The organism is Frankia sp. CpI1-P (assembly GCF_001421075.1).
Classification (GTDB): Bacteria; Actinomycetota; Actinomycetes; order Frankiales; family Frankiaceae; genus Frankia; species Frankia torreyi.
The window spans coordinates 36,815-56,567 of record NZ_LJJX01000006.1; the positions used below are offsets into that span (position 1 = coordinate 36,815).

Genomic DNA, 19,753 nt, shown 5'->3' on the forward strand with positions numbered 1-19,753 from the left:
GGGAATCAGCGTGACCCACGTCGAACGGGTGATCCCCAAGGGGGCCGACGGCCGGGCGGAGCCGCTGGTGCACGGCATCGCCGACGGTATCGGTGGGTGGCTCGGCGCGGCCGGCCTCGCCGAGCGGGTCGGGGTCCACGCGGAGAGCCTGGCCGGCCTGCGGGTCCTCGACGAGGACGACGACGAGGCGACGCTGCTGCGGCCCGACGGAACCCCCGTCGACACCTGGCGCGAGAACTACCCGTACGACACCCGCCTGGCCCGCGCCGACTACGAGCGCGACAAGCGGCTGCTGCAGATCGAGCTGCTGAAGATGCAGTACTGGGCCAAGGAGACCGGGCAGCGCATCGTGCTCGTCTTCGAGGGCCGCGACGCCGCCGGCAAGGGCGGCACGATCAAGCGGTTCACCGAGCACCTGAACCCCCGGGGCGCCCGGGTCGTCGCCCTGGAGAAGCCGTCGCCGCGCGAGCAGCAGTCCTGGTACTTCCAGCGCTACATCGAGCACCTGCCCACGGCCGGCGAGATCGTCATGTTCGACCGGTCCTGGTACAACCGGGCCGGCGTCGAGCGGGTCATGGGCTTCTGCTCCCCGGACCAGTACCGCGAGTTCCTGCGCCAGGCCCCGGAGCTGGAACGGATGTGGACCCGCAGCGGGATCAGAGTGATCAAGCTGTGGTTCTCGGTGTCGCGCCGCGAGCAGCAGACCCGGTTCATCGTCCGGCAGATCGACCCGGTCCGGCAGTGGAAGCTCAGCCCGATCGACCTCGCCGCGCTGGATCGCTGGGACGACTACACCGACGCCAAGGAAGCGATGTTCTTCTACACCGACACGGTCGAGGCGCCGTGGACGGTGGTGAAGAGCAACGACAAGAAGCGGGCCCNGCTGGAGACCATGCGTCACGTCCTGCACACGCTGNCCTACACCGGCAAGGAGCCCGACGTCGTCGGCACCCCCGACCCGCTGATCGTCGGCCCCGCGATGAACCTGCTGGAGANCGGCGAGAAGGCCGACCGCACCTTCCCCACGCTGCACTGATCCCTTCCGGCGCCGCGGGTTCGGCTACCTTGCTGTTGTGGGGGGCTTCCCGCTGCCGGCGTTGCCGTCGCCGCTGGAGGAGATCGCGGATGCGCGGCTGGGTGCGCGGGGCGTCCGCCTGCTGCTCAAGCGGGACGACCTCATCCACCGGGACATCCCCGGCAACAAGTGGCGCAAGCTGCGGGGCAACCTCGACGAGGCGCGCCGGCTCGGGCACGACACGCTGCTGACCTTCGGCGGCGCCTACTCGAACCACATCCGGGCGGTGGCGGCGGCCGGCCGGTTGTTCGGCCTCCGGACGGTCGGGGTCATCCGGGGCGAGGAACACCTGCCGCTCAACCCGACGCTGCGCTTCGCCGTCGACGCCNGGATGCGGCTGGCCTACCTCGACCGGACCTCGTACCGGGCGAAGACGTCGGCCGCGGTCGTCGAGCGGCTGAGCGCCGAGTTCGGGGCGTTCTACCTGCTGCCCGAGGGCGGCAGCAACGCGCTCGGGGTGCGCGGCTGCGCCGCGCTGCCCGCCGAGATCGACCGTCCCTTCGACGTGCTCTGCTGCTCGTGCGGCACCGGCGGCACCCTCGCCGGCCTCGCCGCGGGCCTCGCGCCGGGCCAGCGCGCCCTCGGCGTCCCGGTGCTGCGGGGCGCCGGATTCCTCGCCGACGACGTCGACGCCCTCCAGCGTGCGGCGTTCGGCGCGAACTCCGGCAACTGGACCATGGCCTACGACTTCCACTTCGGCGGCTACGCGAGGTCGACCCCGGAACTGGGCCGCTTCATCGTCGACTTCCACGACCGCCACGGCCTGGGCCTGGAACCGGTGTACGAGGCGAAGCTGCTCTACGCCCTGTTCGCCCTCGCCGAGGCCGACGCCTTCGCACCCGGCACGACGGTCGTCGCCGTCCTCAACGCCGTGGCGGACGGCCTCGGACCCGACCCCCGGACGGGACCATCGGATGATCGTCATACCCGGTTATACTGAGCGTGTGAAGACTGCGATCTCGATCCCGGACGAGACGTTCAACGAGGCTGAGCGTCGCGCGGCCGCACTTGGTGTGAGTCGCTCCGAGTTCTTCACGACAGNCGCGCGCCGCTACATCGAGGAGCTCGACGCGCAGTCCCTCACCGAGCGCATCGACGCCGCACTGGAGCTCGCGGGTCCCGACGACTCGTTCGAGGCCGCGGCGCGCGCCGGCCGGCGAGCACTGGGCGACAGCGAGGACTGGTGATCAGCCGGGGCGACATTCGCTGGGTCGACCTCGGTGAGGCGGAGGGCAGTCGCCCCGCGAAGCGCCGCCCGGTGGTGGTCGTCCAGTCCGCGCCCTACAACGCGAGCCGGTTGGCCACAGCCGTCGCGGTCGTCATCACCTCGAACACCGTGCTTGCCACCATGCCCGGCAACATCTTCCTCCCCGCCGCGGTGACCGGCCTTCCACGGGACTCCGTCGCCAACGTGGCGGCCATCGTCACCGTCAACAAGGACGAACTCGGGCACGCTGTNGGCGCTGTCCCGGGGGGCCTCATGNGAGACCTGGACCGCGGACTGCGTCACGTACTCGGGCTCTGACCGCGACAGTGGCGGGCCGGGTCGTGCTGACCGTGGAGCCGCCGGCATCCGTGGCTGTCGAAGCGGGAGGGGACCGCCAGGACTGCCCGCTGGCGCAGGAATGATCGTCAAGATCGGTTACCGCGACGGGGATCGCCCCGGACGCCGGCCCGGCCGGCGGTGTCGGGCCGGGTCGGGGGCCGGGGCGTCGTAGGTCAGCCGGTGGTGGGCTGGGTGGGTAGGGGGGCGGGGGAGTCGTAGCGGGGGCGCAGGGGCTGGCCGGAGCGGCCGGCGTCGGGGCGCACGGCGAGGGTCTGGTGGATCTGGGTCTGGCCGCCCTCGAAGCTGAGCGCCGAGCCGGCCATGTACAGCCGCCACACCCGGGCGCGCCCGGCGCCGACCTGGGCGACGGCGGTGTCCCAGTTCTCCTCCAGCGCCCGAACCCAGGCCCGCAGGGTCAGGCCGTAGTGCTCACGCAGGTTCTCGACGTGACGGACCTCGAAGCCGGCGGCCTGCGTCAGCGACGTCATCAGGCCGATCTCGTGCAGCTCCCCGTCCGGGAAGACGTAGCGGCGCAGGAAGTCGCGGCCCTTCGGCAGCGGGATCGGGCCGAGGTGGGGCTGGTAGCGGTAGGCCCCGGCCGGGTCGCCGGGGGAGGAGATCCCGTGGTTGAGCAGCCGGCCGCCGGGGCGCAGCAGCCCGTAGAGGCTGGCGAAGTACGTCGGCAGCATCGCCCGCCCGACGTGCTCGACCATGCCGACCGAGCTGATCGCGTCGAACGGGCCGTCGGGAATCTCCCGGTAGTCCTGCAGACGGATCTCGATGGCGTCGGTGAGCCCGGCCTCGGCGATCCGGCGGCGGGCCTCGGCGGCCTGCTCCACCGAGATCGTCACCCCGACGCCGTGGACGCCGTGGTGGCGGGCGGCGTGGATGAGCATGCTGCCCCACCCGCAGCCGACGTCGAGCAGTCGCTCGCCGGGGCGCAGCCCGAGCTTGCGGCAGACCAGCTCGTGCTTGGCGGTCTGGGCGGCGTCGAGCCCNCTGGCCGGCGACTCCCACACCCCGCACGAGTAGGTCATCGTCGGGCCGAGGATCAACCGGTAGAACGCGTTGGACACGTCGTAGTGGTGGGAGATCGCCGCGGCGTCGCGGTGGCGGCTGTGGCGGCGCCCGTGTAGACGGGCCTCCTCCGGCGGCGGGGCGGGTGGTCGGGCGCCGAGCTCGCGCAGCAGGGTCAGCAGGGCGGGTGCCGTGGCGGCGGTGGGGCGGTGCGGGAGGGCGGACAGGTGGTCGCGCAGCTCCAGGGCGGCGAAGATGTCGCCCTCGACGTCGAGATCACCGGCGACGAAGGCGCGGGCGAAACCCAGCTCGCCGGGGCGGAACAGGGCGCGGTGCATCGCCTCCGGCGAGCGCACCACGACCTGCGTGGGGGTGTCCGGGCCGAGCGCGGAGCCGTCCCACAGGACGATCCGCACCGGTGGCGCGGTCCCGATGAAGGTCTCGAGCAGGGTGCGGGTCGCCCGTACGAGCTCCGGCGACCACCGTGGGTCCGGAACAGGGGTTGGCTGGGCGGCGGGCTCGTGCTCCTCCAGTTCTCGACTGATCGTCAAGGCGCATCCTCCGGGTCGTGTGCGCGGTCCCTTCGGCTGGGACGTCGCCGGAGACTGCCCGGTCGGCACCCGCCCGACCAGGACCTTCGCCCACGCCGGTGGCCCGGTCGATCAGCGGAAGGCCCGTGGTCGGCCCAGCCCCGCGGGGCGCGGTCGCACCTGGTTACCTGGCTCTCATCGTCCCCCAGAAACGCCGTGTCCGAACGGTGTCCGGTGTCGCATGGTGGTATCCCCGTCGGCGGGAATATTTCGGCCGGTTGACGTAGGGAAAACTGCAGGTGGCGGTGGTCGGGGAGGGTCGGGGAGCGGCGGGCTCAGGCGACCGCGGCGGCGCCGAGCAGGGCCTTGAGATCGCCCATCAGCGCGGGGGTGCGCTGGACCTTGTAGGCGTCGTCGAGGCGCAGCAGAGTGATCTGGCCGGGGGTCTGCAGCCGCAGGTGCACCTCGGTCGTCCCCGGGTGGGTGCCCAGCACCTCGCGCAGCCGTTCCACCGTCGGCGGGTTCACCCGGGCCGCGGACATGGTGATCACCACCGGGGGGCTGAGCGCCGCGTCGCTGAGATCCGGCACGGTCAGCTCGGCGGCGATCAGGCGCGGGGTGTCCTCCCGCTTGTCCAGGCNGCCTCGGNCGATGACGACGGCGTCCTCGGCGAGCTGGGTGGAGCACACCTCGTACGTCTGCGGGAAGAACATCACCTCCAGTCCGCCGGCGAGGTCCTCGACGGTGGTCAGCGCCCAGAGCTTGCCCTNCTTGGTCACCTTGCGCTGCAGGCTGGAGATGATCCCGGCGATGGTCACGGTGGACCCGTCCGCGTACTCCCCGCCCGTCAGCGCGGCGATACTGCAGTCCGCCTTCGCGGTGAGGATGTGCTCGACCTCGCGCAGGGGATGGTCGGAGACGTAGAGCCCGAGCATCTCCCGCTCGTGGGACAGCTTGACCGTCTTGTCCCACTCCTGGTCGGAGAACTCCTGCACGCCGAAGACGGGCGCGGCGCCCGGGTCGTCGTCGGCGTCGANGGCGAACAGGTCGAACTGGCCCTCGGCGTTCTTCTTCTTCACGCCCATCACCGCGTCGACGGCCTGCTCGTGCCGTTCCACCAGGCCGCGGCGGGTGTGCCCGAGCGCGTCGAACNCGCCGGCCTTGATCAGCGACTCGATGGTGCGCTTGTTGCAGACCACCGCGTCGACCTTGTCGAGGAAGTCCGGGAAGGAGACGAAGCGGCTCTTCGCCTTCCGGGTACGGACGATCGACTCGACGACGTTCGTCCCGACGTTGCGGATGGCGGNGAGCCCCACCCGGATCTCGTTGTCGCCGTGCGCGGTGTAGTCGGCGTTGGAACTGTTGACGTCCGGCGGGAGCACCCGGATACCCATCCGGNGGCACTCGTTGAGGTAGATCGCGCTCTTGTCCTTGTCGTCGCGCACGGACGTCAGNAGCGCGGCCATGTACTCGGCCGGGAAGTTGGCCTTGAGGTACGCCGTCCAGTAGGAGACCAGCCCGTAGCCGGCGGTGTGCGCCTTGTTGAACGCGTAGTCGGAGAACGGGACGAGGATGTCCCACAGCGTCTTGATCGCAGCCTCGGAGTACCCGCTGGTCTTCATCCCCTCCGAGAAGGGAACGAACTCCTTGTCGAGGATCTCCTTCTTCTTCTTGCCCATCGCCCGGCGCAGCAGGTCGGCGCCGCCGAGGGAGTAGCCGGCGACCTTCTGCGCGATCGCCATGACCTGCTCCTGGTAGACGATCAGGCCGTAGGTCGTGTCGAGGATGTCGGCGAGCGCGTCGGACAGCTCCGGGTGAATCGGGGTGATCTCCTGCTGGCCGTTCTTGCGCAGCGCGTAGTTGATGTGCGAGTTCGCGCCCATCGGCCCCGGCCGGTACAGGGCGAGCACGGCGGAGATGTCCTCGAAGTTGTCCGGGCGCATCATCCGCAGCAGCGAGCGCATCGGCCCGCCGTCGAGCTGGAACACCCCCAGGGTGTCGCCGCGGCCGAGCAGCTCGTAGGCGGCGGAGTCGTNGAGGGTGAGCCCCAGCAGGTCGATCGTGATGCCCCGGTTGGCCTCGACGTTGCGCACCGCGTCATCCATGACGGTGAGGTTGCGCAGGCCCAGGAAGTCCATCTTGAGCAGGCCGAGGGTCTCGCACGTCGGGTAGTCGAACTGGGTGATGATCGCGCCGTCGGCGTCGCGGCGCCACACCGGGATGTGGTCGATGATCGGCTCGGCGGACATGATGACGCCGNCCGCGTGCACCCCGGCCTGGCGGATCAGCCCCTCCAGGCCCTTCGCCGTCTCGATGACCTTCTTGACGTCCGCGTCGGACTCGTACAGCCCGCGGATCTCCCCGGCCTCGCTGAAGCGCGGGTGCTTCGGGTCGAAGATGCCGCCCAGCGGGATGTCCTTGCCCATCACGGCCGGCGGCATTGCCTTGGTGATCCGGTCGCCGACGGCGTACGGGTAGCCGAGCACCCGCGAGGAGTCCTTGATCGCGGCCTTGGCCTTGATGGTGCCGAAGGTGACGATCTGCGCGATGCGGTCGTCGCCCCAGCGCTCGGTGACATAACGGATCACGTCGCCGCGACGACGTTCGTCGAAGTCGATGTCGATGTCGGGCATGGACACGCGCTCGGGGTTGAGGAAGCGCTCGAACAGCAGCGAGTGGGGGATCGGGTCAAGGTCGGTGATGCCGAGAGCGAAGGCGACCATCGACCCGGCGGCGCTGCCGCGGCCCGGCCCGACCGGGATGCCCTGGCTCTTCGCCCACATGATGAAGTCCGCGACGACGAGGAAGTACGACGGGAACCCCATCTGGAGGATGATCCCGATCTCGTACTCGACCCGCTCGCGGTGTTCGTCGTCGAAGCCGTTCGGGAAGCGCCNGGCCATGCCCGCCCAGGTCTCCTTGCGAAACCAGCTCTCCTCGGTCTCGCCGTCCGGCACCGGGAAGCGCGGCATCAGGTTGCGCTTGGCGAACATGCCGCTCGGGTCGACCCGCTCGGCGATCAGCAGCGTGGTCTCGCAGCCCTCCTGCCAGATGTCCGAGGAGTCGATGCCGTACATCTCCTCGGCGCTCTTGAGGAAGTAGCCCGAGCCCTCGAACTGGAACGACGGGTTGGCCACCGTCGAGGCCGTCTGCACGCACAGCAGCGCGGCGTGGGCGTCGCGCTCGTGTTCGTAGGTGTAGTGCGAGTCGTTGGTGACCACGAAGCGCATGTCCAGCGCGCGGGCGATGTCGACGAGCCCGTCGCGGACCCGGCGCTCGATGTCGAGGCCGTGGTCCATGATCTCGCAGAAGAAGTTCTCCTTGCCGAAGATCTCCTGATAGGTGGCGGCGGCCTGCAGGGCGGCGTCGTACTGGCCCAGGCGCANCCGGGTCTGCACGATGCCGGACGGGCAGCCGGTCGTCGCCATCAGCCCCTCGGCGTGCTCGGCGATGATCTCCTGGTCCATCCGCGGCCACTTGATGTAGTGGCCCTCGATCGACGCCCGCGAGTTCAGCTTGAACAGGTTCTTCAGCCCGTCGGCGTTGCGCGCCCACATCGTCATGTGGGTGTAGGAGCCGCCGCCGGAGACGTCGTCGCTCTTCTGATGCGGCTCGCCCCAGCGCACCCGCTGCTTGAGCAGGCGCGACTCGGGGGCGACGTACGCCTCGCAGCCGATGATCGGCTTCACGCCCGCGGCGGTGGCCTGCCGGTGGAAGTCGTACGCCCCGTACATGTAGCCNTGGTCGGTGATCGCGACCGCCGGCATCTGCTGGCGCGACACCTCGCTGAACATGTCCTTCAGCCGAGCCGCCCCGTCCAACATCGAGTACTCGGTGTGAACGTGCAGGTGGACGAAGGAGTTTGACACGTCGGACCCTCCCGCGCGCTGGGCACGCCGGTCGAAGCGCGGCCGATCACCCCGTCACGGGCGGACGGCACGCCGACGCGCCGGGTGCGCTCGCCACGGGGATCGGCCGGATGGACGGGGCTTTCCCCGGCAGCCTAGCGGCCCGCCCGAGCCCGCCGGCACCTCCACCACTGTGTCGGCCCGAGCATCACGAAGGGACACCGCCGCGGTGCGGATCGGCATCACGGGGGCGGGTGGGCGGCCCGACCGCCGCCGGCGCGGCGTCCGGCTGGAACGGCTCACGCCGAGCGTCGGCGATCGCGCCGGCGATCGCCGCGATCGCCCGGTCGATCTCCCGTCGCGTGGTCGCCCAGTTGCTCACCGACAGCCGCATCGCCGCGCGGCCCCGCCACACCGTGCCGGTCACGTACGCCTCGCCGCCCGCCGTCACCGCCGCGGTGACCTGCCGGGTCAGCCGGTCCCCCCGCGCCGCCGCTGACCCCGCTGACCCCGCCAACCCCGCTGACCCCGTTGCCTCGGCTGACCCGGACAGCCTCGCCGGCCAGGAGTCGTGTGTCCGGCCGGCCACCGGGCGTGGGTCGTCCACCCGGATCAGCACCTGGTTGAGGGCGACGAGGGGCTCCGGGCTGGCGGGGTCGCCGTTCGCGTTCAGAATGGTCACCCCCGGTAGTGCGGCGAGCCGGGTGGCGGCGTGGTCGGCGAGGGCGCAGCACCGGTCGACGAGGTCACGTAGGCCCGCGCGGCCCAGCGAACGCAGCGCCGCGTAGACGGCGAGGGCGCGGGCCCGCCGGCTGAACTCCGGCGTCCAGTCCACCGGGTCGAGCTGCCCCGCCGTGTCGAGTACGAAGTAGTCCGCCGAGGTCGACACCGCCCGCCGGTGGGCCACCCGGTCGGCGACCAGCGCGATCCCACAGTCGTAGGGGACGTTGAGCCACTTGTGCCCGTCGGTGGCCCACGACTCGGCGAGCTCGGCGCCGGCGACGAGGTCGCGCCGCGCCGGTGACCCCGACACCGCCGCCCAGAGGCCGAAGGCGCCGTCGACGTGCACCCAGGCGCCGTGGGCGTGGGCGATCGCGCAGATCTCGCCGAGCGGGTCGACGGCGCCGGTGTTGACCTCCCCCGCCTGGGCGATGACGATCGTCGGTGTCGGTGTCGGTGTCGGTGTCGGTGTCGGTGTCGGCGTCGATGTTGATGTCGGCATCGGTGCTGGTGTCGGTGGCTCGGCGCCGGCCTGTCCGGTCGGGTGCGCGGTCGCGGTCGAGGTCGGTGCGAGGGCGGCGCGCAGGGCGTCGGGGCGCATCCGGCCGAGCCGGTCGGTGGCCACCTCGACGATCGTGCGGGTGCCGAAGCCGAGCAGGCGCAGCGCGGCGTCGACGGTGGCATGCCGGTTCGCGCCGACGAGCACGCGCACCGGCGGCGCCCCGGTCAGGCCGTCGGCGGCGACGTCCCAGCCCGCGTCGGCGAGCACCCGCTGGCGGGCGGCGGCGAGCGCGGTGACGTGCGCCATCTGGGTGCCGGTGGTGAAGCCCACCGACACGTCCGCCGGCAGGCCCAGCAGCTCGGCGACCCACCGGCCGGCGACGGTCTCGACGGCGCTGGCCGCGGGCGACAGCGACGCCAGCGCCGCGTTCTGGTCCCAGACGACGGCGAGCAGGTCCGCGGCGAGCGCGGCGGGCAGCGTGCCGCCGACGACGTAGCCGAAGAACCGAGGCGAGCCGGTGGCGGTCAGCCCGCCCCCCACCGCCTCGACGAGCGCGTCGACGACGGCCACCGGGTCGCTGGGGCCGGCCGGCAGCCGGTCGTCGAGCCGGGCCAGGACCTCGGCGGCGCTGTGCGCCGGGCGCACCGGGCGCTCGGCGAGGCCGGCGAGCCAGGCATCGGCGTGCCCGGCGGCGGCACGCAGCGCGGACCGCAGCGCCTCGCCGGGATCGGTCGCCCTGGTCAGCTCCCCACCGCCGGCAGCGGGGCCAGGGTCGGGAGCACCGGGCTGGCGGGACGGCGGGCGCGTTCGGCCGCCGCGCGGCCCTCGCGGCTCAGCCAGTCCGCCATGAGCTCCGCGGTCAGCTCCGCGGCCTCGAGCATCGGCACGTGGCCGAGGCCGTCGAGGATCTCCACCCGCCAGTCGGGCCGCTGCGCGGCGACGTTGCGGGCCACCGCCACCGGGATCAGCCGGTCGGCGGAGCCGTGCAGCAGCAGCGTCGGTTGCGGCACGGTGCGGACCATGTGCGCCAGCGGCGCCGGGCGCAGCAGCGACCAGACCACCGAGCGGGCCGCGCCCACGAACGCCTGGTCGGCGTCGGGCAGCCCGCCGCGCTCCCGCTGGGCGCGTTCCATCGAGGCCAGCGCCGTCTCGGGGATCGCGCTCGGGTCGGCCGTGAGCCGCAGCAGGCTCTGGTCGACGAGTTCACGCGGGGTGAAGCGGGTCCGCCGGCGGGCGAGGACCGCGGCGCCGAGGCGGGGGACGAACAGGCCGGCGAAGATGCGGGCGATCTCCGGATCCGGGCGCACGCCGCGCGGGCGGGGCAGCGCCGGGTCGACGAGGATCAGGCCGGCGACCGAGTCGGGCCGCCGGGCGGCCTGCATCACGCTGATCATGCCGCCCATCGAGTTGCCGACGAGGATGGGCGCGGTGTCGAGGACCTCGGCCAGGAAGCGGTCGAGCAGACCCTGGTTGGCCACGACGTCGGTGCGCCGGCCCGCGGCCGGGGTGCGGCCGTGACCGGCCAGGTCGACGGCCATCACCCGATGGGTGGTGGTGAGCAGCGGGGCGAGGGGCAGCCAGTTCAGATAGGAACCGCCGAGGCCGTGCACGCACAGCAGCAGCGGACCGTCCGCCGGGCCGCCGAAGTCGACGACGTGCACCGGCCCATCGAGCTGGGCCCAGGACGACCGGAAGCCGTCACCGCCGACCGGCCGCGTGACGCGTTCGTGCCCCGCGCCGGCCGGCTCGGGACCGGTGGAGCCGGTGGATGCGGTCGATCCGGCTGCGCGCGGGGTCGTCTCGGGGCTGCTCATCCCTCGACGGTAGGACCACCCCGACCCCGACCGGAAGCCGGGATCGGTGAGATGAAACGCAAGGTCGGCCGCCCCACGGCGGCCGACCTGGAGAAATCCTGACCCGTCGGGGGTCACAGTGCGCGGGAGGCTCCGAGCCGCAGCCGCTTCGGGTTCGCGACGGAACCGAACGCGATCTTCTCGGTTGTGATCTCCGTGACCTCTACCGCGTCAACGGTGCCGGGGACGGTGTCCCGCGGACCCGGCCCGGAGAGACCCGAGGTCAGCTGGGTCAACTGGTCCTGTTCCATGTGCACGCTCCTTCCATCGATGTCGACACCTGTCCCTAAAACGGTATCGAGCGGACGGGGCACACAAAGACCTCGGGTGGCCCTGCTCACACCACAGATCCGGACTGTCTCGTCACGTGTCGGTGTTCCGCTGCTGGTGACGGACCTGTCGCCGGGAGTCGGCCGTTGCGAACGCGGGGACCCGACGGTGACGGTCCGGTCGGTGCCAGATCCCGGTCGGCGCCGCCGCCCTGACGGATCAGGGCGGCGGCGCCGATGGCGGGAGCGGGTGAACGGTGGTGGTTCAGACCGTCGGCCGGTCAGACCGTCGGTGGTTCAGACCGTCGGTGGGTCAGGCCGTCGGGGCCGGGGCGGCGGGGGCCGGGGCTGCCGGGGCGCCGGGGCGCCGCTGCGGCCGGCCGTGGGCGGTCCCGGACCGGCCGAAGCGGTGACCGCCGTCGCGGCGGGCGTGCCGGTGCTCACCGTCACGGCCGCCGCCGGTCCGGGGTGCGCCGACGCGCGGTCCGCGCCCACCGGTCGCGCCGGCCATGCGGGCCTGCGGGATCTCGTCCTTGCTGACCCGGGGGGCCGGCGGGCCGGCGAGTTCCAGGACGATCGGGTCGTCCGGCGTGGTCGGCTCGGGGCGCGCCTCGATGCCGACCGCGCGCAGCAGCCCGCGCACCTTGCCCCGCTCGGCGGGCAGGGTGACCAGCACGTCGGCGCCGTCGGCGCCGGCGCGCGCGGTCCGCCCGCCGCGGTGCTGGTAGGTCTTGGCGTCCTCCGGCGGGCCGAGGTGGATGACCAGCCGGATGCCGTCGACGTGGATGCCGCGGGCGGCGACGTCGGTGGCGACGAGCACCCGGTAGAAGCCGTCGGTGAAACCGGCCAGCGCCCGGGTCCTGGCGCCCTGCGGCATCCCGCCGTGCAGCGGCTCGGCCGGCACGCCCGCGCGGCTGAGCGACTCGGCCACGCGGTCGGCGTCCCGCTGGGTGCGGACGAAGACCAGGGTGCGGCCCGAGCCGCCGGCCAGCGCGGTGACCAGCGCGACCTGGGCGGCGCGGTCGGGCGCCTCGAGGGCGTGCCGGACCAGCGTGGTGACCTGGGAGGTCTCCGAGTCGATCGCGACGAGGACCGGGTCGGGCAGGTAGTCCCGGACCAGGACCTCGACCTCGCGGTCGAGCGTCGCGCTGAACAGCAGCCGCTGCCCGGTGGACGGGGTGGCGTCGAGCAGCGCCCGCACGGCGGGCAGGAAGCCGAGGTCGCACATGAAATCGGCCTCGTCCAGCACCGTCATCTCGATCTCGCCGAGCTCGCAGGCGCTGCGCTCGACGAGGTCGGTCAACCGGCCCGGGGTGGCCACGACGAGGTGCACGCCGCGGCGCAGCGCCGAGATCTGCCGGCTGATCGACGTCCCGCCGTACACCGGCGCCAGGCGCAGGTTCAACGCCCGGGTCAGCGGCTCGAGCGCGTCGCTGACCTGCTGGGCCAGCTCACGGGTCGGGACGAGGACCAGGGCGCGGGGGCGGCGCGGTGCCGCCGGACCGCCGCTGGCGAGCCGGGCGAGGATGGGCAGCCCGAAGGCGAGCGTCTTGCCCGATCCGGTCTTCGCCCGGCCGAGGACGTTCTCCCCGGCGAGGACGTCGGGCAGGGTCGAGGCCTGCACCGGGAACGGCGCGGCGATGTTCCGGTCGGCGAGCGCCTTGATCAGGCGCTTGGGCAGGCCGGCGGCCTCGAACGTCTCGGCCGGGGGTCGGGGTTCACGCGTCGTGATGAGGGGAGCGGCCGGGCGCGCCGGGCCGCCGAAGCGGGAGCCGCCGGGCCGCGGACCGCGGCCCGCGGTGCGGGCGCCGCCGCGTCCAGTACCGCCTGCGACGCCGCGGCCACGGGCCGGGCGGGGCTGGCGATGGGCAGCATGGGACTGGGAGTTTCCGTGCTGAGACAGAGGGATCCGCCGATCAGGTCAGGGCCACCATGAGATCAATTGGACGGGTGAGGAGGTCCACACCAGCCCGTTGCATCGTCCGGCGGCCGGGGTACGGCCGGCTCCGCGACCAGACCCAACGGCGGGTGATTCCCGCTATGGCGCTCGCACCGACCTCGCACACCCGACCATTCAGCCGGGCGCGGACAGCCGCTCGGGCCGTCGTCTCCTTCACGGTACATCGACGATCCGTGCTTCGGGATAGGGCCGCGGCACGCAACGAGCCGTTGCATACCCCTCTGTGCCGGTTCGGGCGGTCACGGAACGGCGGTATGCCGGTGCGCGTCCGCACGGTCGTCCGCCTCGTCCCGGCCGGGCCCGCGGGTCGGCGCCGACCCGCGGCGGCGATGGTTGCGCAGCGTGTCGGGTTACTCCGTGCTGTCCCTGTGACCAGGACGAACACCCCGGCGTGCGGCATCGGGCGGATGACGCGTGCGCCCGCCGCTTGCGTCGCAGCAATAATCGCCGGGCCATCACCGGAAGTGAGGGGCGTGGCGGCCGGGGACGCGATGAGGGTCACCATCGGGAACGTCGGCCTGCGCCGACCGGCGAAGGACCCGGCCGCATGCCCGCCGAGCAGGCCGAACACCGTCAGTGGCGCCGGGATGACCGCGGTCACGGCCGGTTCGAGGCCGGTGCGGCGCCGCACCGTCCGGAGGAACCAGAAGACCACCGCGAACGTGGCGACCGGCACGGGGTGGACGGGACCTTCGGGTGCGGCGGCCGGTGCCCCCCGATCCGGGGGGCTCTGCGGGCCCGGGCCCGGTCGGTCGGTGTGCACGTGCGGCGTGGGTTGCGGCCGCCGACCGCCGCTGCCCGTTCGGTCACAGGTGCAGGTCGCGCCCGCCCGGCGGCTGGCCCGGACGCCCGCCCGGTCTCCCGTGCGCCCGGCCGTGCGGGCCTCGAGGCAGGTGCGTGGCCGCGTGCACGGGCCGGGCGGTCGCGGCCACGCCGTCAGAAGACCAGCTCGGTGAGGGCGTGGATGAGCAACCCGACGAGGGCGCCGACGACCGTGCCGTTGATGCGGATGAACTGCAGGTCCCGGCCGACGTGCAGCTCGATGCGCCGCGAGGTCTCCTCGGGTTCCCAGCTCGCGACGGTGTCCCCGATGATCGCGGCGATGTCCCCCTGGTAGCGGTGGACCGCCCGGGCGGCCAGATCGGACGCGGCCCGGTCGACGGTGCGGCCGAGCTCCGGGTCGGTGGCCAGTCGTGCCCCGAACGCGGCCAGCTCGTCGGTGGCCCGCACCCGGGCGGTGCTGGTCGGATCGGTGGTGAGGTCGAGCAGGATCGTCCGGGTCGTCGCCCAGATCGCGGCGACGGCCCGGCCGACCTCCGCGTGCCCCAGCAGCCGTTGCTTGATCTGCTCGACCTGCTCGCCGAGGCTCGGATCCGCGCGCAGGCGGCCGNCGAAGTCGTCGAGGAACCGGTCCAGCGCCTGGCGCACCCGATGCTCCGGGTCGGCGCGCAGCTCCGCGATCGCCTCCAGCGCCTTGTCGTAGGCCTTGACCGCGACCGCCTCGTCCAGCCACTGCGGCGTCCAGCTCGGCGCCTGGTCGACCACGAGCCGGGTGAAGAGCTCCGGGTTGCGGGTCAGCCACTCCTGGACCTCGGTGACGATCACGTCGACGAGCCGGACGTGCAGCCGGTCGTCGAGCACCCGCTGCAACGCCGCGCCCAGCACCCCCGCCCAGGGGCGCTCGACCACCCGGGGCAGCACCGCCTTCTCCACGACCTCGCGGACCAGGTCGTCGCTCATCCCGGAGATGGCCGAGGTGAGCCGGCCGGCGATCTCGGTCGTCACCCGCTCGGCGTGGCGCGGCTGGCGCAGCCACGACCCCACGCGCACAGAGACGCCGATGCCGTCGACCTTGTCCCGGATCACGTCCTCGGCGAGGAAGTGCGTGCTGACGAAGTTCTCCAGGCCCCGGCCGAGGGCGTCCTTGCGTTCCGGGATGATCGCCGTGTGGGGAATCGGCAGGCCGAGCGGGTGGCGGAACAGGGCCGTCACGGCAAACCAGTCGGCCAGCGCGCCGACGACGCCGGCCTCCGCGGCGGCGGCCACATACGCCACCCAGCCGGGGCCACCGTGGCTGTGCCAGCCCTGCGCGAGCAGGTAGACGGTCACGACAGCGGCGAGCAGCCCGGTGGCGATCAGTCGCATCCGGCGCAGCGCCTGGCGCAGTCCGGGTTCGTCCGCGGTGCCCCGGGGCAGTCCGGCTGGTACCGGCCGCCCGCCGCCCGCCGGCTCGCTCATGGGCCGCCGTCCCTCTCCCGTGCCACCTCGACGCCCACCCGGGCCCACCGGATCTGATCAGTCGATCCTCGGACACCTTATGCGGCCGGACCGGGACACCATGCGGCCGGAGCGGACATCGGCGGGCGCGGGCGGTCGGCGGTCACGGTCGCGGAGGTGGCGGCCGGCGGGGATGGGAACGCTGGTGCAACCGGCGCTGGATGACGGCGAGGTCGACGAGGGCGACCAGCGCGAGCAGCGCGAGCACCCCCGCGGCGGCGGGCTGGTCGCGCGAGGCGAACAGTCCCGCGGTGACGCCGCAGAAGACCAGACCGAACACGGCGAGCGCCAGCCGCAATCCGAGTGCGCTGCGAGCCGGCGGTGCACCCCCCGGACCGGGGGAGAACCGATGCCACCAGTGCCGACGCGGCAGGACGTCCCCCTGGTCGCGCTGGCGCGGCAGGGAACTGGTCACGATCCCCGGTATGCCCGGCCACGCCCGGGTGAACCGGGGATCGTGACCGCTTCGGGCCAGTGGGTGTCCGTGTGGGTATCCGTGCGGGGGACCGTGCGGGTCGCGGGTGGCCTCAGCTCGACCGGGGGGACGCCCCGCGGCCGGGCAGCCGCGCGGTCATCGCCGCCTTCGCCTCCGCCGAGGCCAGCCGCTCGGCGAAGAGCGCACCCTCGACGTCGATGCGTTCGAGTACCGCCGGCGTCCCGCCGTCGTGGAGCAGGGCACGGGTGGCGGCCAGGGCCTGCGGCGGCTGGGCCAGCAGCGCCGCGACCCGGTCGTCGACCCGGGCGCGCAGCGCGTCGGCGTCGGGCAGCACCTCGGTGACGATCCCCAGCTCCGCGGCCCGCGCGGCATTGAACGGTTCGCCGAAGTACGCAAGCCTCGCTGCCGCCGCGGGTCCGACCCGGCGCGGCAGCAGCAGGGACGAGCCGAACTCGGGCACCACGCCGAGGTTGACGAACGGGATGCCCAGGGTGCTGCGTTCGGTGGCGTACACCAGATCGCAGTGCAGCAGCAGCGTCGTGCCGATGCCCACCGCCGGCCCGTCGACCTCGGCGACGAGCAGCTTCGTGCCGCGGGCGACCGTCCGGATGAAGGTCATCGTCGGACCGTCCGGGGCCAGGCCGGCCGTGGCCAGGAAGTCGGCGAGGTCGTTGCCGGCGGTGAAGGACCCGCCACTGCCGCGGATCCGGACGATCCGCACCCCGGTATCGGCCTCGGCCGCCGCAAACGCCTCGGCGAGCGCCGCGTACATCGCCTGGGTGAGGGCGTTGCGCTTGTCCGGGCGCACGATGCGCACCGTGAGCACGCCGTCGGCGACCTCGGTCTCGATCTGGCTACTCAATCCGGCCTCCTGGTGCCGACGGGCGGCGGGCTGACTGACCGACACTGTGTCACCGGGCGAGGTCTGCGCGAAAGCAGACGCGGGGAGTCCGGCCGGGCGACCCCGGCGCATGGCCCGACCGGGCCTGCCAGGATGAGAATGTGACAGACCCGCGCGAACCCGGCATCCCGCCAAGACTCGCTGCCGACCTGCCGACCCAGCTCGGCCAGGGGGTCGGTCCGCGGCGGGCCGGGCAGTCCCGCGGTGAGCTCCGCCGCGAGGCCACCTCCCTCGCCGGGTTGCTCGGGCTGACGGTCGACCCGGGGGAGTGCCGCGGCAGCTTCGTGGCCGACGCTCATCTTCTCAACACGCGGGGCACCCTGTGGGGCGGCTGCGGACTCGCCGCCGCGATCGCCTTCGTCCAGGCCTGCGGCGGGCGGGACTGCGTGTGGGCGCACACCCAGTTCCTCGCCCCCGTGCATGCCGGTGAAGAGGTGGAGCTGAGCGTCGACCCGGGCACCGGCGGTCTGTCACAGGTCGTCGTGCGCGCCACCACGGCCGGGCGGCTGGTGTTCCTCGCGGGGGGCACGTTCAGCCGGGTGAGTGGCGTCGTCAGCCGGTTCGGCCCGGCCGGTGACTGGGCGCCGGACCCCGACAGCTGCCCCCCGCGCGAGTACCCGAACTGGCTGGACTTCCCCCGCGACGGTGTGATCTCCCTGGTCGAGCAGCGGTGGGCCCGCCCGGCCCGGACCGACCTCGACGGCCGGCCGGGCGGCGGGAGCAGCGCGCTGTGGCTGCGCCTGCGACCTCGGTTGCCCCTGCACGCGGCGGTNCTCGCGCTGCTTGGCGACTTCGCCCCGGTCGGACTCATCGAGGCCACGGGGGACATGGCCGCCGGCACGANCCTCGACAACAGCCTGCGTATCGTCGCGCCCCCGACCGGTGAGTGGGTACTACTGGACGTGCGAGTCGAGGCGATCGTCCGCAACGTCGCGCAGGTGCGCGGGCGGATGTACGACCGCACGGGTGCGCTGGTCGCCACCGTGAGTCAGACGGCGCTGGTCCACCGGGTGCGGCCGCCGTCCCTGGCGAGCCGGGACGGTCAACCGTCACCCGCCCCGACGGCCGGCTGACCGACGGCCGGCTGACCGACGGCCGGCTGACCGACGGCCTGCCGAAACGGCCCGCCCGCGTCCGCGCTGCCCCGCTCATGGCGGGATCCGTTGCGGATGCTGGATTGAAACCACGGTAGCCGGGGTATGGGGGCAGTACGGCGGATGCTGTGCGGCTGGGCATTGCCGGGTCATGGTGAGTGCATGGGGAGTCCCGGGGGCGGGCTCTTCACAAGCCGGTGAGGGCGCGTATTGCGACCAGACCGACGACCACCCCGACGACCCGGCCCCGGCTGGGCGTCCCGGGATGTCCAGATGTGTTTCGTGCAACATTTCGTGTGTTTGTGTTGCCGCCGTCGGGAGTCCGGTCATCGGACCGGCATCACCGGCCGACGTCCCGTGTCGGCTCCTGCCAGATGCTGCCGATCAGTGCCAGTTCCGGTGCATGGACGTCATTTGGTCCGGGCTACGTCGATTTTCATTAGGCGTAGCTGTCCTATCGCTCGTCGCAGGTCGGAACGAATGTCCGTCACGCGGTGCAACGCTGTCATGCTCTTCCGTTATAGAGGCCCGCCCCTAACGCGGCCGCTTCATTCACCCGCTAGAGTTGTCGGCGCCCCAGGAACATTCCCCCGATGTTCGGGCCTCGCCTCCAATACCTCGGTCCGGGTGTTGTCGCGCGTGGTCCTTCGGGGACAAGGCCCGTTGAACTCGAACACTGACCCCGCACATGAGGCGCCCAACTCCCGGGTGCCGGACGAGAGGACCGGATGCTCCAGAATTGGCCCATCCGCTCGAAGCTCGTGGTGATTCTCGTCGTCCCCCTGGCCGCGTTGGCGGTACTGAGCGCGATACAGGTGCGGGGGAACGTCGACAACGTACGGGCCGCGAACCGCATCAAGGCGCTGGCAGCCTTCTCGATCAAAGGCAACGACCTCGTCGCCGCGCTCCAGGCCGAGCGGTACGCGACGAACTCCTATGTGGGTTCCAACTACCTGGCCGCCGGGCCGGGACAGGCCACCGTCGCCGCCCGCGGCCCGGTGGACCAGGCGTTGGGGACCTACAACGCCGGCGAGGCCGCGCTGCCCTCCGGCGCCCGGGACGCCCTGGCGGCCACGCTGGCGTCGATCTCCACCCGCCTGGACCGGCTGCCCGCGCAGCGCAAGGCGATCGACGCCCGGCAGGCGCAGGTCGACCAGAACAACACGTTCTACAACGACCTGGTGCGCGACCTCCTTTCGCTCAACGCCAGCGTCGCCGCCGGCAGCGACAACGCGTCGTTGGTCAACGGCGCCACCACGCTCGTCGGTATCTCCCGGGCGAAGGAGGAGGCAGCCCAGCAGCGCGGCTCGATCGCCCGTGTGATCATTCTCGGCCAGACGGATTCCGTGACCCTGCGCCAGATCGAGAGCTCGGCCGGCGCCGAGGACGCCTGGCTACAGCAGTTCCGGACCACCGCCACCGCGGATGAGCAGGCCTTTTACAACGTCACGGTGGGCCGAACCATCTCCGCCGCCACCGCAATGCGCGACGACACGGTCAACGCCGTTCAGAACGGCCAGCCGCTGACGATTACGCAGCAGATCTGGCTGAACACCGTCGATCAGAAGATCGCGGCGATGCGGCAGGTCGAGCGGAGGATCGCGACCGACCTGGGCNCCACCAGCCAGGACATCGCCAGTTCAGCCACTCGTGACGCACTGTTCGGCAGTATCGGGGTTGCGTTGGTCCTGGTCGTGTCGGTGGTGATTTCGCTGCTGGTCGCGA

12 protein-coding genes and 20 pseudogenes are annotated in these 19,753 nt (G+C 72.6%); 9 read left to right on the forward strand and 23 right to left on the reverse strand.

Going from position 1 to position 19,753, the window contains the following annotated elements; all coding sequences use genetic code 11:
• Positions 1-10 precede the first annotated feature (10 nt).
• The 5 genes and pseudogenes from ppk2 to FF86_RS05810 all read left to right on the forward strand — a co-directional run.
• The coding region (gene ppk2 / locus FF86_RS41250) for a polyphosphate kinase 2 (protein ID WP_396229780.1) at positions 11-881 on the forward strand (871 nt) is incomplete at its 3' end.
• 192 nt (positions 882-1,073) lie between these two features.
• Positions 1,074-1,403: pseudogene (locus tag FF86_RS41255) on the forward strand (1-aminocyclopropane-1-carboxylate deaminase/D-cysteine desulfhydrase); the annotation flags it as partial.
• Position 1,404: 1 nt separating this feature from the next.
• Positions 1,405-2,015: pseudogene (locus FF86_RS41260) on the forward strand (1-aminocyclopropane-1-carboxylate deaminase/D-cysteine desulfhydrase); the annotation flags it as partial.
• Between the two features lie 4 nt (positions 2,016-2,019).
• Positions 2,020-2,116, forward strand: a pseudogene (locus tag FF86_RS65385) (CopG family transcriptional regulator); the annotation flags it as partial.
• Positions 2,117-2,255: 139 nt separating this feature from the next.
• Positions 2,256-2,533: type II toxin-antitoxin system PemK/MazF family toxin (locus FF86_RS05810; protein ID WP_242418280.1), on the forward strand; the 278-nt coding region annotated here is incomplete at its 3' end.
• Positions 2,534-2,794: 261 nt separating this feature from the next.
• Here FF86_RS05810 and FF86_RS41265 read toward each other — a convergent pair.
• From FF86_RS41265 to FF86_RS05850, 23 genes and pseudogenes are all read right to left on the reverse strand, one after another.
• On the reverse strand, positions 2,795-3,619 hold an 825-nt coding region (locus FF86_RS41265; protein ID WP_242418253.1), incomplete at its 5' end, for a cyclopropane-fatty-acyl-phospholipid synthase family protein.
• A 1-nt stretch (position 3,620) separates the two neighbouring features.
• Positions 3,621-4,189: pseudogene (locus tag FF86_RS41270) on the reverse strand (class I SAM-dependent methyltransferase); the annotation flags it as partial.
• A gap of 314 nt (positions 4,190-4,503) precedes the next feature.
• The coding region (locus FF86_RS41275; protein ID WP_242418254.1) for a hypothetical protein at positions 4,504-4,808 on the reverse strand (305 nt) is incomplete at its 5' end.
• 9 nt (positions 4,809-4,817) lie between these two features.
• Positions 4,818-4,937 (reverse strand): annotated as a pseudogene (locus FF86_RS41280) (hypothetical protein); the annotation flags it as partial.
• Between the two features lies 1 nt (position 4,938).
• Positions 4,939-5,204 (reverse strand): annotated as a pseudogene (locus FF86_RS41285) (hypothetical protein); the annotation flags it as partial.
• A 1-nt stretch (position 5,205) separates the two neighbouring features.
• Positions 5,206-5,320, reverse strand: a pseudogene (locus tag FF86_RS41290) (hypothetical protein); the annotation flags it as partial.
• 1 nt (position 5,321) lies between these two features.
• A pseudogene (locus tag FF86_RS41295) lies at positions 5,322-5,474 on the reverse strand (hypothetical protein); the annotation flags it as partial.
• Between the two features lies 1 nt (position 5,475).
• Positions 5,476-5,566: pseudogene (locus tag FF86_RS41300) on the reverse strand (hypothetical protein); the annotation flags it as partial.
• Between the two features lies 1 nt (position 5,567).
• A pseudogene (locus tag FF86_RS41305) lies at positions 5,568-5,622 on the reverse strand (hypothetical protein); the annotation flags it as partial.
• Between the two features lies 1 nt (position 5,623).
• Positions 5,624-6,203: pseudogene (locus tag FF86_RS41310) on the reverse strand (DNA polymerase III subunit alpha); the annotation flags it as partial.
• A 1-nt stretch (position 6,204) separates the two neighbouring features.
• Positions 6,205-6,427: pseudogene (locus tag FF86_RS41315) on the reverse strand (hypothetical protein); the annotation flags it as partial.
• A gap of 1 nt (position 6,428) precedes the next feature.
• Positions 6,429-7,064: pseudogene (locus FF86_RS41320) on the reverse strand (DNA polymerase III subunit alpha); the annotation flags it as partial.
• Between the two features lies 1 nt (position 7,065).
• Positions 7,066-7,553 (reverse strand): annotated as a pseudogene (locus FF86_RS41325) (DNA polymerase III subunit alpha); the annotation flags it as partial.
• Position 7,554: 1 nt separating this feature from the next.
• Positions 7,555-7,908, reverse strand: a pseudogene (locus FF86_RS41330) (PHP domain-containing protein); the annotation flags it as partial.
• Position 7,909: 1 nt separating this feature from the next.
• Positions 7,910-8,037, reverse strand: a pseudogene (locus FF86_RS41335) (PHP domain-containing protein); the annotation flags it as partial.
• 187 nt (positions 8,038-8,224) lie between these two features.
• Positions 8,225-9,883, reverse strand: a complete 1,659-nt coding sequence (locus FF86_RS31605) for a pyridoxal phosphate-dependent decarboxylase family protein (protein WP_396229781.1) — start codon at positions 9,881-9,883, stop codon at positions 8,225-8,227.
• Positions 9,884-9,978: 95 nt separating this feature from the next.
• The gene (locus FF86_RS05830) at positions 9,979-11,052 is read right to left on the reverse strand and encodes an alpha/beta fold hydrolase (RefSeq protein ID WP_052680987.1); all 1,074 of its coding nucleotides are present in this window, start codon (positions 11,050-11,052) and stop codon (positions 9,979-9,981) included.
• A gap of 113 nt (positions 11,053-11,165) precedes the next feature.
• Positions 11,166-11,342: a hypothetical protein gene (locus FF86_RS34630; protein WP_173667349.1), complete on the reverse strand. Its 177-nt coding sequence runs from the start codon at positions 11,340-11,342 to the stop codon at positions 11,166-11,168.
• Positions 11,343-11,673: 331 nt separating this feature from the next.
• On the reverse strand, positions 11,674-12,984 hold the full coding sequence (locus FF86_RS05835) for a DEAD/DEAH box helicase (RefSeq protein ID WP_052680986.1): 1,311 nt from the start codon (positions 12,982-12,984) through the stop codon (positions 11,674-11,676).
• A gap of 1,272 nt (positions 12,985-14,256) precedes the next feature.
• Positions 14,257-14,710, reverse strand: a 454-nt coding sequence (locus FF86_RS41340) for a DUF445 domain-containing protein (protein WP_242418255.1), incomplete at its 5' end; no start/stop codon positions are given.
• Position 14,711: 1 nt separating this feature from the next.
• Positions 14,712-15,558: pseudogene (locus FF86_RS05840) on the reverse strand (DUF445 family protein); the annotation flags it as partial.
• Between the two features lie 142 nt (positions 15,559-15,700).
• Positions 15,701-16,012: a DUF6343 family protein gene (locus tag FF86_RS05845; protein WP_082121730.1), complete on the reverse strand. Its 312-nt coding sequence runs from the start codon at positions 16,010-16,012 to the stop codon at positions 15,701-15,703.
• 112 nt (positions 16,013-16,124) lie between these two features.
• Positions 16,125-16,895, reverse strand: a complete 771-nt coding sequence (locus tag FF86_RS05850) for an enoyl-CoA hydratase-related protein (protein WP_044884108.1) — start codon at positions 16,893-16,895, stop codon at positions 16,125-16,127.
• Positions 16,896-17,473: 578 nt separating this feature from the next.
• Between FF86_RS05850 and FF86_RS65390 the strand changes: the two are divergent.
• The 4 genes and pseudogenes from FF86_RS65390 to FF86_RS41360 form a co-directional block, all read left to right on the forward strand.
• Positions 17,474-17,706 (forward strand): annotated as a pseudogene (locus FF86_RS65390) (thioesterase family protein); the annotation flags it as partial.
• A 1-nt stretch (position 17,707) separates the two neighbouring features.
• Positions 17,708-17,777, forward strand: a pseudogene (locus FF86_RS41350) (hypothetical protein); the annotation flags it as partial.
• Position 17,778: 1 nt separating this feature from the next.
• A pseudogene (locus FF86_RS41355) lies at positions 17,779-18,007 on the forward strand (thioesterase family protein); the annotation flags it as partial.
• Positions 18,008-18,756: 749 nt separating this feature from the next.
• On the forward strand, positions 18,757-19,644 hold an 888-nt coding region (locus FF86_RS41360; protein WP_242418256.1), incomplete at its 3' end, for a nitrate- and nitrite sensing domain-containing protein.
• Positions 19,645-19,753: the final 109 nt, after the last annotated feature.

What these genes read in the sequence shown, in the direction of transcription:
- FF86_RS34630 (WP_173667349.1), bottom strand. Translation starts at nt 11,342, where the DNA reads ATGGAACAGGACCAGTTGACCCAGCTGACCTCGGGTCTCTCCGGGCCG.
- FF86_RS05830 (WP_052680987.1), bottom strand. Translation starts at nt 11,052, where the DNA reads ATGAGCAGCCCCGAGACGACCCCGCGCGCAGCCGGATCGACCGCATCC.